The following is a 16,216-nucleotide window of genomic DNA, read 5'->3' as shown; positions in this document are numbered from 1 at the left end:
CTGTTTCGATTTGTGAGGAACTCTCAATGCGTTTCCGCGGGACGTCGGAGTAAATCTGGCCTGGTTTTTCAGCGATGTATCGAATATTTAATTGCTTGTAACCAGGATTTACCGCTTTTACCACACGATAAAATGCTGGACTTTCACCGGTTAAGCCTGGGCAGTTTGTTTGGTATATCCATAAAATTAATTAAAAATCAAAAGAATAAGTATTTGCATTAACTACATTATTCGTTAGCGATTATATTAATATTATTACCTACTATAATTTTAATTTTAGGAGTTAAAACTAATGGAAGCTGACCTTCTTGATGAATATAAAGACATACTTTCCCGGTATGGGTATGATGAGAATGATTTTGAATTAACTGAGAAAGATGAAACGGATTATACACAAGATCCTTATTTTACAGTGGGAAAAGTTAGCATAAGATGTAAATCCACTGATATAACGAAAACTTACAATACAGGGCACTCAAGCATTTGGCCAACTGATTTTGAAGATGATTTAAGAGTTGGGTATTTCAAAGATACCTTTAAGGCCTAAATTACTTCTAAGTTTTTGAATTAAAAAACTCTGTAGTTATTGATTGGCCTTATTCAAGTTTCTCTTAAAGGAATCTCAGTATTTTGCCGCAGTGTCAAAAACCCCAGGCCCAACGTCAGTGGCTACTCCATTAAGCCATGCTTTTGACTTAATCTTTCGAGTAAAAGAATGTCAATTCAGTTTTTCTAATAAAATAATATCCGTACCACGGGTATGTGATATTTTTTTTGCTGTTACTGCTGTTTCCTGGAGTATTTTTTGTATATCTGAAAATAAATCAAAACCATGATGTTGTAATGGGCGTAATAAAAAATAAGCTTTGCCTTGGTTTGCCAGCGAATTTTCCAGCGCTCGAATATAACTCTGAAAAGAGCTATCTAAATAAAATCTACAGCGATTTTTAAATTTGGAAGGGGAAAGCATTCCGTGCCCTTGTTGGAAATAGGGAGGATTACTGATAATTAAATCAAATTGGCCTTCCCATTTTTTCTCATGTAATTCATCATAATTTAAAAGATGCCAGCGAAATTGCAATTCAGGGCGATTGACGATAGCCACGTTTTGATAAAAATATTCAGTATAAATATCCTGGATCTCTATAAAATCAATCTGCCGGATTCCGTGAAGATGCCACGATAGTTCAATCCCAATCACTCCGCAGCCTGCGCATAGATCTAATACGCGTAATGAACCAAGATCCGTGTGGGATTTCAATTGTGTTGCGACAAATCTCGCCAGGTGAATTGAATCAAGACTAAAATGATATTCGTCAGGTTGTTTGTAATTATAAGTAAACTGCATTATTTAGTTCGTACTGCATTGCACAATGCATTTTGAAATGCACAGATAAAATATCATGATAAACATATAATTGGGATGCAACAAGCACTACCTAAAGCAACTCATATTGTGCGCGAAGCGAGGATCGTTTTCGACGCAGTTGATTTTTAATCGTCCTTTTACGGAACTTAAGTTACCTTCAATAGGCTTTCCTCAGGAAGCATCATGCGTTCAATTACGAAATACATGCCAATTCCTAAAATGATCGCTCCATCAATAACAAGGGCAACTGGCCGCATCGAACCATCAAATAAAAGGCCTGTTAAAGCAACAGCTCCGGAGGAAATAAACAAGCGTGTTGACATAATGAATGAAGAGCACGTTCCCTTGAGATTAGGTAAAATTTCCAATGATTGGGCGAAAGTGACGCTCATTGGAAATGCGCAACCTACTGCCATCCAGCACATAGCAAATGTAATCCAACGTGGAGAATCTGGATATTGGAAAGCAAAAAATGTGAAAAGAATAATGGATATGGTACAACACACCATCCCCAAATGAACTGCTTTTCGAGCACCGATTCGTGCAATCACTTTCTCGGCATAAAAACTGGTGAGCGAAAACAACAATACAATTAACCCTTGTTGCATAGCAAATTGGAAATAAGATAATTTGCAGGTATTAATATAATAAAACGAGGCACTCCCTACAAAAGTTAAATAGGCCGTAACTAACATATTGGGCATACCGGCATAAATTAAAAACTTACCATGAGAACAAATTGTCCGATAGTCTTTAAATATGGTCAAAATATTTAAAGGTTGTTTTTCCGTTTTGGTTTCTGGTAATTGCACTATCAGAAAAAGCCATGAAATCAAAGCAATAATCGCAATGAAGGTAAAATTAGCTCGCCAAGTAAAATAATTGATAATAGCGCTGCCTAAAATAGGGGCTGCTGCCATAAAAATAGTGACATAGGCGTTAATTTTACCAATATAATTTGCAGCCACTTCGCCACTATACCGATCAGAAATCATGGCAAAGCCCATCACTAAAGTGCTGCTGGCGCCTAAACCCTGAATAAAACGCCAAAACATCAATTGGTATATGGAAAATGAAAACACACAGCCAACTGCTCCAATTAAGAAACAAGTTGCTCCAAAAATCATTAACCCACGCCGCCCCAAAGTTTCGGATAATGGCCCGTACAGCAAACCGGAAATACAAAATGCTAAAAAATTAAGACTTAATGTGTTTTGCACTTGTGCTTCGGTACTACCGAAATAAGTCATAATGCTAGGAAAGCTGGGTAAGGAAATATCAATCTCCATACAGCAACCTAATAGTGAGATAACGATGAGGGCTACAAGGGGTAGCGGAAATACTCTGGATAACATGATGACTTCTTCTTAATCAGGATCAATAGGCGATTGTATCGTCTTAGCAGAACGCATTCTTAAATACGCGGTGCAATTATATCGGTATTTACACGCCTTGAGAAGGTTAATTACTCGCAATGAGTTGTTGATTTGATTTATTGGGGTAAAATTACAAATCCTGGTTGCGCAACTGCCAGTTGAATAGCCAGGTTTGCTTATCAAATAAAAATGTTTCGGCAAAGTAACACTGAATAAGTGTTCTATGAAAAATGGATTTGAAAATAATTCTATTGCAAAAACGTGCTCCTTTATTTTTTTTCTTTTTTTTCCAACTTGTGACCATCTAGATGGCGTTCACTACGTTCATTTTCCTGTTTCTCTAGTTGCTTTTCTTTTTTTGTCCTTCCGAATTTAATGCGATTTTCAGAAGCTTTTTTTTCTTTTTCCAAGCGAATTTTAGTCTTTCTTTTTTTATTAAGATTAATGACGTCTACCATAGCAATCTCTATTAACATGATGTTGTTTATACTATAGCGCATAAAACACGCGCAAATCATCTAAATACACAAATACATCAAATAAGGTCAAAATGTCTTACCAACCGGGATCTCTTCATCACCTTTTTGATTTTCCTGCAGTTCATTTTTAACCGTAGAAAGCTTATCCTTTATTTCCTTAAAATGAGCGTGATCATAAGTCACTCCACTGTGTATTAAATCAGTAAATTTATGTAAAACAATACTAATCCTAAGGCCCAATTTAACCGATTGATGCTCCTTTGCATCAATGGCTACCTTGGCTGTTTCTGAAAAAGGAACACCATGAGCTTGTAACTGACGTAACACATACAAATCAGTTTTCTCAACTGCAGAAACACTCATGGAAATTGTTTTTAAATATTCTGGCGGAATATTTTTAATAAAATAGCCTACCATATGAGGTTGATTATGTTTGATCGACTCCAATAAATATTCCATGTTTTTTTCAACACTTAAAGGTTGCTTTCTAATAACGAATTGTTCAACAAGCATCCTGACACATGCTGTACTCCCGCTGTGAATGGCATCAGGTATCACTTTGTGCAGGTCATCAAATTCTAACTTGGAACCTCTATAATAAGTAAGTACTTTTGTGAGTAGATGCGGATTACCCCCCTTCGCAGCTGCTTGAATTACATGAACTGGGTTATTAAATGGCAAAGCTCCTTTCAGATCGAGTAACTTGTCATAAATTTTTTCCCGCCCATGTGCCAGAGCATCTATAAACAGGGTGGCAAAAATTGCTGAATCCTTATTTTTACCCAGTAAAGCGACTAAAGCATCTGGGTTATTATAGGTAACAGCAGTTCTTACAGCCCGAAGCTCTTTATCTTTTGCCCCGATTTTTAGTAAATGCTGAATCACATCGGCATCATTAAATTCAGCTGCTTTTTCCAGAGTATTAAATCTTCCACCAAAATGGGAAACAGCCTCATCATTAATATTTTCTTGAGTTAAATAACGATCATAAAGTTCGGAAACTTTAGGGAAAACTCTAGGTTCATTGTTTTCTGGATGTCGGATGACACTAAGCGTCATTCCCAAAGCTTTCCCATTCCGATATCTAAGTACTTTATTATGTAACTCGGCAATCAGTTCTCTTTCACTTCCAAACTCCTTCGTACCTGAAGAATAATTGGGATCGTACACAACATATTTATTATCTACCTTTCTAACGGACACAGCATGCATAGTACCTCCAATACGTATTACTTCATTTTGTTGCAATGCGAGTGTTTTAAAAATTTCTTCCCAATTTTTATCGCTGGTCGTTAGGGCAAAATCAAAGGAGGATTTCATTGGTTTATTGTTGATAGTCAATGCGCGGATTGAACTGACCTGACTTAACTCTTTATCAAATTGCTCAGGAAATAAAGTTAAAACCACATCATAGACAAATTGGTTTATATCAGATTCCATTGCAGAATCAGGGCTTTTCTTTACTATCTGTTCGAGTATCTTAAAAAATTGCTCTTCCTTTCCTTCCAGAACATATTTTGCATACATAGTCGCAAGACCGTTACAAATCCCTTCATTATTCATTTGTACGGGCATATTATGCCATTTAAGATACTGGTTTAATCTATGGATTACCTGATTTTGATCAACATGGTGTCTCATAACCCGTCGCTCCCATTCCAGTTAGTGTTGATCCCAACAACAAAATAGTTAGGTTTCTCCCCCGACCTATTTATAAGTATATAACGTAACTATTACGTAAAACTTAATAGGAGCTGATTTTAAAATAACCCTTGGTGATGTGAGTTCTCCCTTTAGCCAAGGCAGGTCTTCAGCTAAGATACCGACACATTCCAAGGACAATACTTGCAGACAGGTTTAGCCTCTATGATGAAGGAGGATACGTTCTAGAATTTTTAAAGCCACGCAATTTATATGTGTTTTTGCAGCTAATGGACTTGAGTTGATTGATTTTGCTATTTCAACAAAAGTGAACTATAGGTTAGTCACATACATTTTTGCTGAGAGAAAGGAGACTATAATGCCATATAAAAAAGTCAATGAACTACCTGATAGTGTTAAGGATAACTTACCTAATCACGCACAGGAAATTTATAAAGAAGCATTTAATAGTGCATGGAAGCAGTATGATGATCCGGATGAAAGGCAAGGAGGTCGCAGCAGGGAAGAGACAGCCCATGCAGTTGCCTGGAATGCAGTGAAAAAAGAATATGAAAAGAACTCGGAAGGAGAGTGGGTAAAAAAATAACAGTGCTGCGGAAATGTTATGAAAATAACCCATAACCCAGGGATTTTAATTTTGAATGCGCAATAAGTAATAACCCCGGGTCAAAAAATCATAATAGAAATAAAATTCAAGGCCCTGTGCTATACGTACGAAGCAAATCTCGCATTAAAAATGTTTAACATGTCACTCTTAAATCTTATGGGCATATAGGTAAGCGAATATGAAAATGACAACCTTTGCCTGTATCGCTTTCAAGAAAGATAGTTCCCTGATGGGCATCAACAATCTGTTTGACAATCCATAAACCCAGACCCAATCCTCCTGGGATTTTTTTTGAAGATAATTGCACATAGGGATCAAAAATTTTTTCTTGCTCGGCTTTCGCAATTCCATTTCCGTAGTCTTTTACCTCCAGGGTTATTTCTTCCCGCTCTTGTTTCAGGACTATTATAATGGGATATCTTGGAGCATATTTAATCGCATTCGTAATCAAGTTCGCAAGAACTTGCTCAATCCGCATGGGATCCCAATAGCCAAAAATTGAGGGTTGAATGTTCGTTTTAATGTCACAACCTGCAAGACGACAATTCTCTTTATACCGTTCTGTAATGGAGGCAACTAACTCAGACAAATTAAAATAACTACGTTCTATGGGGATGTTTTGTTCATTTAAAACGGAAGTTACATCTAGGAGTTTATCAATTAATGTTTCAAGACAAATGCTTTGCTCTTTAATTTTTTTAATGAGATGAATGAACTCATCGAAATGTTCCAGAAGATAATTTTTATCTTTTAATAAAAGTCCATCAAGATAAAGTGCTAAAGCGGTAATTGGAGTTTTAAGTTCATGAGATGCAACGGAAAAAAAATCATCTCGACTTTTTAATGCGTGCTCCAACTCTTTTGTTCTCTCTTTAACTCGAGCTTCTAATTCTATGTTTTGCCTATGTAATTCATCTTTTAACAGTTTCACCGAAGCATTTTCCACCATTTCCCATTGTCCATCTTGGAGTATTAAAGCGAATTGATGGCTTTTTATTACATTAAAAATTACTTGTGAATCACATTCACAAGTACGGTAACAGCACAAAGCAATAATTTTATGATTGTAGAAAGTGGAACATACTTCATTTTCAAAATTTAAAAAATCATTCTTGGCTTGATGTGTTGAGAAATTAGTTGGTCCTCCGGCGATGCGCAGCCCATTATATCCCTGATTTAAGGCCTTCTTTTCTAACTCCAGAAGATCAGCGAGCAGCGGTGCCGCTGTTTTTGCACATGCATTCTTAAAACATACTTCCCTTTCGAAGAAGAGCATTTGACCTTTTTCGATTTTTGCCTCTAGCTCAGGGATATGTTGTAATAACAACGTGTAAACAGGATTTTTGTCTTCGTGATTTATCCAAATGCATAACTCATTATGATCAAGGCCTGTCTGGAAATAAGGGATTAAAATGTCCATTAAGTCTTGGTAGGTATTAAAGAATTTACAGAAATGCGTTCCCCAATTAATCTTTTTAACCACAGAAATCCCTGAACTCGTAAATGCCTGCGCCTCATCGAGAACAATAGGTGGGCAGTTAAAATGAGTGGGTTCAATTAAGGTTTTCATTTCTAAAAAGGCTCCTTTTTAAATAGTGCTTTACTATTAATGCAATATTCTAAAATAGTCATTAAAGAGCGAGTGTCTAAGGGTTTTTTTAGCAAATACTCGTTATCTCTTTTGTTTATTCCATCTATTTTCGAGCTTGCCGACATAACAATTGTAGGGATGGAGGCTAAATAAGGAGAGAAGGCTTGAATTTCACGAAACTCAAGTCCATCCATATCAGGCATCATTAGATCCAGAAGTATTATTGAGGGGCATAAATGATTTTTTAAAACGGTTAAAGCATGCCGTCCATTTTCAGCATTAAAAACACTATAACCTTGTGATTTAATAAACCAAGCCATGGCGTCTTTAACGGCCAGATCGTCTTCAATGATGAGTACATCCACTTTTTTTAGCGCTTGAGCAACATTTATAACCCTGCTATCCATATTAATCCTAAGATCTTCGAGTTGCCTTATTTTTGTGTAAGCGAATGGAAAAAGATTTTCATTGGAACATTAGGCAAATTTATCTGATGTATTGTTATAAATCAAACAAAAGATATGAGATTGCTTGCGTGAATTAAGCAATTATAGAACTGATTGCATGGTTCAATAATAGACAAAGAGCAGGATTTTTGATTAAAATGATTGACATATTCAATCATTTTAATTTAAAATTCACTGTGATAAAAGAAAGTATTTAAAAGTAGGTTTAAACGCGCCATGAAAATTACATCTTAAGTACGCCCATTTATAGGGCAAAGAGAGCAAGTCAGTTTGACTTCCAATTTTTTTACTGTCCTAAACGACATACTTAAGAGCAAATCATGAACCATAAACCGATTCAATTTAAAGACCTAAGCCTTATCTCCCCGCATAAAACCTGTTTTGAATTCCTTAGTAGTGAAGTTGGTGATTGCATTACGCTGATTGGTCCTTATGGCTCAGGTAAGTCAGGCTTCGATCATAATTGTTCCATCCACATTGAAACCAAGAATCTGCTTCTTCGAGGAAACTTACCTCGTTTCAATGAGGCACATGTAGAGGTAATCCCATCATGACTCATCGTTTGCCCGCTCACATGGGCTCTTTTATGTGGCATTTTTTAAAACCGTATAAAGCCATAGTTATTTTATTTATCCTTCTTGCCCTGTTGGCTGGCTTTTGGGGACCGTTGAATAGCTTATTGATTAAGTCCTTCATTAATACTTTGGCTGCAAAGACCAGTATGGGTATGGATATGAACTCTTTGTATTGGATAGCTGGATTACTGGTGTTGAATTTTATTGTTTTTGATAATGTAACGTGGCGAACCCTCGGGTATTTGAACTATAAATACGAAGCGGTCATCAAGAATCAAATCATTAGCCAAACGTTTGAGTATGCATTGGGAGGCAGCCATCAATTTTTTCAGGATCATCTCTCGGGGCGTATTGCCGATCAAATTAAAACTCTTGCTGATAATCTTGAGATTATTTTGCATCGAGTGTCTGTAGATTTTCTTCGCGGCGCGTCACTCTTGGTGGTTTCATTTATTACCGCTTATTTTGTTAATCCCTTGTTCTTTTATATTTTATTCCTCTGGTTCATCGTCTTTGCCTCCTTTAGTATTTGGATGTCGGCACGATTAGTCCAATTGTCTGATGATCATGCAAGTTCAGAATCCCAGCTTTCTGGTCAATTGGTAGATAGTCTGGCGAATCAATCCAATATTCGTATTTTTTCACGAAAAATCTACGAAGTGGAACGCATGAACTATTTCTTTCGCTTGGTGCAGCAAGCATTTCAAAGCAAAGAGATTTTTATTGTTTTGTTATGCTGTGCACAAGGTTTAATGATTGCGGTAATGATGGGGTTGGCATCGATTACTTTAATCCATTTATATGGCAAGGGTCTTGTGAGTATTGGGGATTTTGCCTTGATTCTTGGACTCTCTATGGAGTTGGGCCATATGATGTGGTACACCATGTATCAAGTAGATCAATTTAACCAAGCCTTGGGCAAGGCAAGACAAAGCTTAAATGCATTGGTTATACCCCATGGAATCAAAAATAAAAACAATGCATCCCCATTAATAGTCACTCAAGGGAGAATTGAATTTTCCAAAGTAAAATTTCATTACCATGGCGGCTATTCTCTTTTCCAAAATAAGTCTGTGACGATTGAGGCAGGCCAAAAAGTTGGTTTAGTAGGTTATTCAGGCAGCGGCAAATCCACTTTTGTGAATCTGATTTTACGGCTTTATGAGGTTGTGGATGGGCAGATTTTGATTGATGGGCAAAACTTATCCGAAGTGACTCAAGAAAGTCTCAGGCAAACTATTGCCATGATTCCCCAAGACCCAACCCTTTTTCATCGAAGCCTTATGGACAATATTCGTTATGGCAGGACAGAGGCAACAGACGAGGAGGTCATTTTAGCCTCCAAGAAGGCCCATGCTCACGAATTCATAAGCCTTTTACCTGAAGGTTATGAAACGTTAGTCGGTGAACGTGGTGTAAAGCTTTCAGGCGGTCAACGCCAGCGGATTGCGATTGCCCGAGCTGTATTGAAAAACGCTCCGATTTTAATGCTTGATGAGGCCACGTCTCAGCTGGATTCCATTACCGAGGCGAACATTCAAGAAAGTCTCTGGGATTTAATGCAGGGGAAAACAACCCTGGTAGTTGCGCATCGCTTATCTACCCTATTGCATATGGACCGAATTTTAGTATTCGATAAAGGCCATATTGTTGAAGACGGTACACATGCCCAATTGTTGAAGCGTGATGGGTTGTACAAAACACTTTGGGATGCCCAGGTGGGAGGTTTTTTACCCGAATTTACTGATGAAATGATTCTAGCTGACCAAGAGAGAGAATAAATTACGTGAAACAGGAGCAAACATAACCTTGTTGTGGAAGTGAGTAGATAGAAGAGGAGTGGATTATGGGAATTAAATAAGGTCTGATTCATTCTAAAATCAGTATTTATGCCATACTATAAGAAAGGGACGCGAAATCAATTTTGAATAAATCTAAAAAAATAAACAATTGTTCTTCCTTGATATCACTTAATATTAATATCTAACCGGAACAAATTATGTTTATTTATACTGCAAAATTATACATAGAAGAGAAAACTATAGATGAAAGGAATAGTGATGATTTAGAGGAGCTATATCTCTGGATGATGACAGAGGCGCATGATCAAATCACGCATTATAATGGTTCTATTATCAATAATAATACCCACGAAGTGGTAAGAACTTTTCAGAGCGCATCAATAGAATAGGGAAATGGTTGCAACTAGGATTTCAATCTAATTACCGGGCAAAGATTGACCTACCTGCTCATAGGTTATTATTTCGCTGCTTTTGATAAATCTGTCTATTCAATGATAAAGGAGAACACAGTTAAGACCAAAGATTATTATACCTATTTTTTAGCTCACGAAAAATAATATGGGCGGGCAAAGACGTAGTTGATTCATTTGCATACATTGAGATTTTATTTTTAATGGCAATTGACTTGTTTTGCTGTGATTCCATGGTTAAATCAATTTCCTTTATTTGCGCTAATAAAGTCCTAACTAATTTATCATCTTTTACATCTGAAACAAGAAAGTACGCGTTCCCTGTCCCATCGTTTATTCCATAGTAAAATTTTTTTTCGTGTTTATATGGAAAGTGTTTCGAATTTTTAGTTGCGTATTTTAATGTAGTAGATGTAATAAAAGGGTCATCTTTTTTTATAGGAAAGAAGTTGGAGATAGAGTCTGTTTCATTATTAACAGATAAAATAATTTCATTGTTATTCGATACGATATAAACACCAAATATTTTCATTAAAAATCCCTTTCTGGAAAAATACAACGACTCAGATTTTTAAAAATTAAAAAACGAACAAGGCAAATCTTCATGTAACCTGTGGAACGAATTACAAATAATGATACTAATATGACGGGTTCGATTCAAGCGTAGCCTTTTGCTGTAAAGCAAAAGAGGCAGGTTTTTGAATTTTGGAGATATTTTTATAATTAGAGGCCCGACTTCATACGCCAGGTGTTTGTTATTTTGTAAGATAAGTGATATTTATCAAGGATACACATGAGTAACAGGAGTTTTATTGGTTAATGGCATCTCAATTAGATCATGCACTGCACGAAAAGTTAATATTTCCTTAATCAATTAGAACTATAATTTTACTTATGTAATAAAGTGGAATTACCTAATGCCCTTTCCAAAAATATCAGCAGCGCTTAATAACTGCCCACTTCATGCGATAACTCCTGAGTTAGTGCAGGAAATATATTATTTTGCAAAGGATGAGCATTACGATAATCACCATAACGATGCCTATGCAGTACTAAAAAATAATTTTGCCGAATTTTATGGATTTGATCCGCACACTTTTTCCTGGAAACACTTTGCCGGTATTCTAAAGCAGTATAATCCTTATGATATTCAAATCCTGATGGGGCCGGTCCTTCGTCGCTTTATGGCAGTTCAACTAAATAAGCCGGAAATATATACAGAACTTGCTCCCGGAGTACATAGAGTTAAAGAAGATGTTATTAGTGAATATACAGAAATTGATCCGGGAACTGCCCGCTTTTCAAGCTTAGATCAGCATGATGTAGCAATTCTCGTATGTAAGCCATTGGGATTTAGCCTAAAATATATTCCACAGGCAGGGCATGGATTTGAAATGACAATTGATCCAGATACCCCACTGCCAAAACCAAAACTTATAACGATTTGCCATACTGGAAGCCATTTAGGTGCTGGACATGGCGGACATTGGGAAAGGACGGTTAACCCATTAGAACGAATTGAGTATGAAGGGCATAAAAGTACGCAATTGCATCATTACGTAACATTCTTAGGCAATGACCCTCAAGTAAATCGTGCTGGATTTGGATTTTTAAGAGAACATGTCCAATTAGCCGCACGCAGGCTTAGAGGGGAAAAGGTTGATAATGAGCTTTGCACCTTATATAACGCGGTTACTCTCATTGAAAAGTATCTAAAAAATATTCAAGATATGCCTCAAGATGTGGCAATAAGGTTGTTAAGACCTGCGTTAGAACGCAATAAATATGCTAGGGAATTCATTGAACACTACCAATATGACGCACATGAGTTTGATCCACGAATCGTAGACTGGCTCAGTGCTGGGAGTGAATTCTTAAAGCCGGTTTTAAGCGCCGGTAAAGAAGAGATAGCCAAAAGACTGGCCGAACCCCCGATCCTCATTAAGCCAAACCAGTTACCTACTCCCTATGGAATTAAGGGAGAGAGAAAATTCTACAAAAACCTTGCATTACTCCAGAATAAAATCACTGATTTGAAAGAGCGCAAAGATAAGGCCTTGGCTGAAGCAAATGGTGATGAAAGTGATGAAGACTATCTTGCACTTCATAATGCTTGGGATTGTGCTCAATCACTTCATCGAGAGCTTAAGAACAAAGCAGATTTATATTTTGCAGCTCCAGACGAAGCGAGCTACGCAGTATTTAAAAGGGAATCTCTAGTTTTGATTCGTGATGCCCATCGTGTGCTTGATGCGCATCGAGGTTGGTCAGAGTTTCTAGTAAACCTCGCTCTTGGTGTCTTAACGGTAGGAATTGGGGTAGGAATTAAAGGTTTGATAAATTGGGGATTTAATAATCCATTTCTATTTGTACATCAAACACAGTCCAGTCAAATACTTGATAAAATTGCAGATGTTGTTGTTAATAAGGCTGACCCAGGCAATCCAATAGGTGAGGATGATGAGGGTGAGGACATTGCCAATGATTTTAATTCATATAGTTGACGAAGATAGTGATGATGGCACCTGTAATCCAGTAGAATATTTTTAACGAAGCACAAAAGACAACACTTGCTCTCTGATCATTTATCTTTAACGCGTTCTATTTGATATGATTGCTAATCTTAAAACTACACCGGAACAAAGTGACTCTTTTTCGAGTGAGCCAGCACATTTTAAAGTTTTTGTTTTTCAACCGGATGAATATTTTTTTTCTTCTTCTTTCGAAGAGCGTTTAAACATTTTAGAAAGACGGATTGTCCTTGCTAAAAAATATGTGCAAGACAACATTGAAACTAAAACGAATAATCAATCTAATAAAAACAAAAAATCAAAGTTTCAATTCATAAATTTTCTCCGCAAACACAATGAAGAAAAACAGCTGAAGTATCCTACACCAACAGCGATATTTGTAGCACCTGAATATTTATTTAAAGATCAATCTGAGCTCTGTTATAAAAGATATTATTCTCAAACACAAAAGAATACGTTCAAGAATAAATTAAAAGAACTTTCTATGGACACCGACATGTTAATTGTTCCAGGAACCTTTTGTTGGTATAAAAAGGCAAAGAATGATTCAAACAATTATTATCGAAATACCGCCTATTTTTTTCATCGTGGTCATGTGGAAAAATATAAAAAAAGACATCCTCATACAAACTATGATTTTGACTATGCTGATGAAGGTTTTTTAAATTTCATGGATGAGCGCCGAAGATTTTTCAAATCAGGAATGCAAGATAGCATTGTTAAAGATTTTTCCGGGATGAGGTTCGGCATTGAAATTTGTTATGATAGCGTGCAAAGGACTTTATCTGATTTTGTTCATGACCACGATGTATCGTTAAATGTACAGCTGATTATCGCTGATGGGGCTGAAAAATCTACTTCAGTGACACGGGCAGGAACTCTTTTTATTAAGGTCGAGAAAGAGGCAAATAAAACAGAGATAGGCACAATAACTCGTAATCATTCTGATGATAATGTGAGCATACAGCCAGCCATTGGTTTAGGCAATATAGAGGAACAGGATCTCACTTGTTTTAAATTTAAGTAATGACAGGAATACAAGGGGCAGGTGGGTTGATAATACGGAGGCCATTAAATTTTCTTAGATGGCCTAGTGGAAATTTTTTCAGTCTAAAGAACGGATTGCGAATAATCAGCTATAGTTAATTATATATATCAAAAGGAACTGATATGGAAAATAAAAAAAATATTACGCATCCCGATACAGAAATCATGCAACGTCACTGGGGATGGTTTTTGGGTTTTGGCATTCTTCTCTTGATCTTTGGCGTTATTGGTTTAGGAATGGATATCTTATTAACCATAGTCAGCATGTATTTTTTCGCCGCGTTACTCCTGATTTCAGGACTATCGCACTTTGCCGACGTGTTTAAACATAAAGAATGGAAAGGTACGGTTTGGCAAATTCTCGTTGCAATACTCTATCTTATTGGCGCAGGTATTGTCTTATATGATCCTTTATTAGCATCGACCATCATTACTGCTTTATTGGCTTGGACGCTTATCGTTATTGGTGTTGTCCGCATTAGTATGTCCATCTCCTTACGGAACACAGAGGGTTGGGGTTGGATCTTATTTGCCGGGATATGCTCCCTAATACTGGGTATCCTGATTCTGTTGCATTGGCCAATGAGTGGATTATGGGTCATTGGATTGTTTATTGCGATCGATATGATGATCAGCGGTTGGACTTATATTTTCATAGCAATTTCCTTACGCAGATCTAAATCACTCTGATTCCCAATATAAGTGCTCTTCGCTCAGCAAAGCCTGGTTGCTTGCAAAGCAGGCTTGCTGCAACTATAGAATTACGCAAGGGAGCATCATAGGAAGCAGAGGGGGGGCAAATAGAGCTATTCTACTAACCACTGCGTCCGACGCCGTCTCTCTTCACCTCGGGATATTTGGTTATGCCCCGATTCATCCCTCCAGTATTCCTGCTGTTGGACAAATGGTAATATCAGTACTTGCTTTAAATAGTTATCTCTTTTCTTAGTATATCCGGGAACACCGATATCGATTTCTTGCTGGGGGATGCCCAAGCCGATTGTTCGGTGCAATCTGTCCCAAACCGAAAAAACAACAGAGTAGTTCGAATCCGTCTCTTTTCTGAAATTAGAGTGATGAATACCGTGCATCCGTGGAGTTACGAAAATAAGGTTCAGTACCCGTTCCAAACGCAATGGAAGGCGCAGGTTTGAATGATGAAAAAAAGTACCCATCTGAAATAGGACTTCATAAATCACAAAAGTACTCGCCGATACGCCAATGAGTGCAACTTGAATCGCGCGAAAGAAAGTGGAAAGTGCTACTTCGCCTGGGTGAAAACGGAAACCTGTGGAAACATCAAGGTCGGGATCGATATGGTGTACATTATGAAAGCGCCAAAGGAACGGAATTTTGTGGTTGGCAATATGCCAATAATAGAAGCTCAGGTCCAACAGTAAAAAACCGAATAAAACTTCCCAAAGACCCGTGAGTCTAAACCAGCGCATCACGCCGAACGGCGTGCTGGCTGTCCAGCCGAGAAAAAAACTTGTTGTCGGGCGTATCAGCAGAAAGGCGACAGTAAAGGTAGTAATGGAAACAGCACTATTGACAGTCAGGCGGGAAAGCATGCCTCTTTTGCGCTTCCTGAGGGGAAATATTCTTTCCAAAAAAAACAAAATGAGTGCAAATCCAGCCGCAATGAATATTCCAGTCAATGCTCTTCCTTTTTCAATTTAGAATATACCTACCTTAGCAAATTTCATTTGACTTCAAAATCAATTAAAAATTGACTCAAGGTGAATGCATAGTGTAAAAGACACGGGTAATACGTTATAACCATTTGATAGCAATGTAATATTAATTTAATGGAAAAGGAACGATGAGATTAAAAACAGAAATAGAATCCGAATTAACTAGAGCAAGGAAACATCTTGAGGATCTGGAAAAAGAATTTTCCAGTAATGATGATCGTGGCCTTGATCGCTTTATGTTTCTCGGGTCAATAAAACAACTGCTTGAGGGTGCAAATAAAAGAGTATTGGATTTAGAAGAAGAATTAGAGCAATTTACTCAAAGCGGATCTGTACAGAATATGACATCATAATGGGATCTACAGGGAAGTATATTATTAATTTAAGGACTAAGCTTGTGCCTATCCATTCTTTTAATTAAATACAATTTATTCTAAGCAGCATTCATATCCGGAGCCGCTTTCGGCTTCTTTTTATTTTCAAGATAATATAAAACCAATAAGGTGCACCGCTGATATCCTAAAAAACGTAACAATGCGAATTTTACGTAGTGCAATTAAGCCTATCTAAAATAGATAAGATTTATAATAGACCTTAGCAGGCAAA

General features: G+C 37.1%; 16 protein-coding genes. 8 read left to right on the top strand and 8 right to left on the bottom strand.

What is annotated here, in order from left to right; translation table 11 throughout:
* The first annotated feature begins 292 nt into the window (after positions 1–292).
* Entirely contained in the window at positions 293–547 is a 255-nt protein-coding gene (locus tag FOLKNPGA_RS16550) for a hypothetical protein (RefSeq protein ID WP_182350923.1), read from the top strand.
* Between the two features lie 171 nt (positions 548–718).
* On the opposite strand, the gene FOLKNPGA_RS16545 is transcribed toward FOLKNPGA_RS16550, so the two are convergent.
* The 4 genes from FOLKNPGA_RS16545 to FOLKNPGA_RS16530 form a co-directional block, all read right to left on the bottom strand.
* A complete protein-coding gene (locus tag FOLKNPGA_RS16545) occupies positions 719–1,348 on the bottom strand; it encodes a methyltransferase (RefSeq protein ID WP_182350922.1) in 630 nt (209 codons plus the stop codon).
* 167 nt (positions 1,349–1,515) lie between these two features.
* The gene (locus FOLKNPGA_RS16540; protein ID WP_182350921.1) at positions 1,516–2,724 is read right to left on the bottom strand and encodes a multidrug effflux MFS transporter; all 1,209 of its coding nucleotides are present in this window, start codon (positions 2,722–2,724) and stop codon (positions 1,516–1,518) included.
* Positions 2,725–3,014: 290 nt separating this feature from the next.
* The gene (locus FOLKNPGA_RS16535) at positions 3,015–3,203 is read right to left on the bottom strand and encodes a DUF4169 family protein (protein ID WP_182352895.1); all 189 of its coding nucleotides are present in this window, start codon (positions 3,201–3,203) and stop codon (positions 3,015–3,017) included.
* A gap of 87 nt (positions 3,204–3,290) precedes the next feature.
* Positions 3,291–4,865 (bottom strand): ankyrin repeat domain-containing protein, encoded by a 1,575-nt coding sequence (locus FOLKNPGA_RS16530; protein ID WP_182350920.1) that lies wholly within the window; start codon positions 4,863–4,865, stop codon positions 3,291–3,293.
* 379 nt (positions 4,866–5,244) lie between these two features.
* Here FOLKNPGA_RS16530 and FOLKNPGA_RS16525 point away from each other — a divergent pair, with 379 nt between their 5' ends.
* On the top strand, positions 5,245–5,472 hold the full coding sequence (locus tag FOLKNPGA_RS16525; RefSeq protein WP_182350919.1) for a ChaB family protein: 228 nt from the start codon (positions 5,245–5,247) through the stop codon (positions 5,470–5,472).
* 175 nt (positions 5,473–5,647) lie between these two features.
* Here FOLKNPGA_RS16525 and FOLKNPGA_RS16520 read toward each other — a convergent pair whose 3' ends face one another.
* Positions 5,648–7,063: an ATP-binding protein gene (locus FOLKNPGA_RS16520; RefSeq protein WP_182350918.1), complete on the bottom strand. Its 1,416-nt coding sequence runs from the start codon at positions 7,061–7,063 to the stop codon at positions 5,648–5,650.
* A 2-nt stretch (positions 7,064–7,065) separates the two neighbouring features.
* Positions 7,066–7,491 carry a PleD family two-component system response regulator gene (locus FOLKNPGA_RS16515; protein ID WP_182350917.1) on the bottom strand — a complete coding sequence of 142 codons (426 nt, stop codon included), beginning with the start codon at positions 7,489–7,491 and terminating at the stop codon, positions 7,066–7,068.
* A gap of 380 nt (positions 7,492–7,871) precedes the next feature.
* Between FOLKNPGA_RS16515 and FOLKNPGA_RS16510 the strand changes: the two genes are divergently transcribed.
* Together FOLKNPGA_RS16510 and FOLKNPGA_RS16505 are read left to right on the top strand one after the other, a co-directional pair.
* Positions 7,872–8,105, top strand: a complete 234-nt coding sequence (locus FOLKNPGA_RS16510) for a hypothetical protein (protein WP_182350916.1) — start codon at positions 7,872–7,874, stop codon at positions 8,103–8,105.
* Positions 8,102–9,907, top strand: a complete 1,806-nt coding sequence (locus FOLKNPGA_RS16505; RefSeq protein WP_182350915.1) for an ABC transporter ATP-binding protein — start codon at positions 8,102–8,104, stop codon at positions 9,905–9,907. The genes FOLKNPGA_RS16510 and FOLKNPGA_RS16505 overlap by 4 nt, the downstream gene beginning before the upstream one ends.
* A 531-nt stretch (positions 9,908–10,438) precedes the next feature.
* On the opposite strand, the gene FOLKNPGA_RS16500 is transcribed toward FOLKNPGA_RS16505, so the two are convergent.
* Complete coding sequence (locus FOLKNPGA_RS16500) at positions 10,439–10,870, bottom strand: hypothetical protein (protein ID WP_182350914.1); 432 nt, start codon at positions 10,868–10,870, stop codon at positions 10,439–10,441.
* 385 nt (positions 10,871–11,255) lie between these two features.
* Between FOLKNPGA_RS16500 and FOLKNPGA_RS16495 the strand changes: the two genes are divergently transcribed.
* The 3 genes from FOLKNPGA_RS16495 to FOLKNPGA_RS16485 all read left to right on the top strand — a co-directional run bounded on the left by FOLKNPGA_RS16495 (position 11,256) and on the right by FOLKNPGA_RS16485 (position 14,606).
* Positions 11,256–12,842: a hypothetical protein gene (locus FOLKNPGA_RS16495; protein WP_182350913.1), complete on the top strand. Its 1,587-nt coding sequence runs from the start codon at positions 11,256–11,258 to the stop codon at positions 12,840–12,842.
* A 106-nt stretch (positions 12,843–12,948) separates the two neighbouring features.
* Positions 12,949–13,896, top strand: a complete 948-nt coding sequence (locus tag FOLKNPGA_RS16490; RefSeq protein ID WP_182350912.1) for a hypothetical protein — start codon at positions 12,949–12,951, stop codon at positions 13,894–13,896.
* Positions 13,897–14,039: 143 nt separating this feature from the next.
* Positions 14,040–14,606 (top strand): HdeD family acid-resistance protein, encoded by a 567-nt coding sequence (locus tag FOLKNPGA_RS16485; RefSeq protein ID WP_182350911.1) that lies wholly within the window; start codon positions 14,040–14,042, stop codon positions 14,604–14,606.
* 116 nt (positions 14,607–14,722) lie between these two features.
* Here the strand turns inward: FOLKNPGA_RS16485 and FOLKNPGA_RS16480 are convergent, their stop codons facing one another.
* A complete protein-coding gene (locus tag FOLKNPGA_RS16480) occupies positions 14,723–15,574 on the bottom strand; it encodes a sterol desaturase family protein (protein WP_182350910.1) in 852 nt (283 codons plus the stop codon).
* Between the two features lie 164 nt (positions 15,575–15,738).
* Here FOLKNPGA_RS16480 and FOLKNPGA_RS16475 point away from each other — a divergent pair, with 164 nt between their 5' ends.
* Positions 15,739–15,963, top strand: a complete 225-nt coding sequence (locus FOLKNPGA_RS16475) for a hypothetical protein (protein ID WP_182350909.1) — start codon at positions 15,739–15,741, stop codon at positions 15,961–15,963.
* Positions 15,964–16,216: the final 253 nt, after the last annotated feature.

Origin of the sequence: Legionella sp. PC1000 (assembly GCF_014109805.1) — a bacterium.
Lineage (GTDB): Bacteria > Pseudomonadota > Gammaproteobacteria > Legionellales > Legionellaceae > Legionella > Legionella resiliens.
This window is presented reverse-complemented; position numbering and strand designations above follow the sequence as displayed.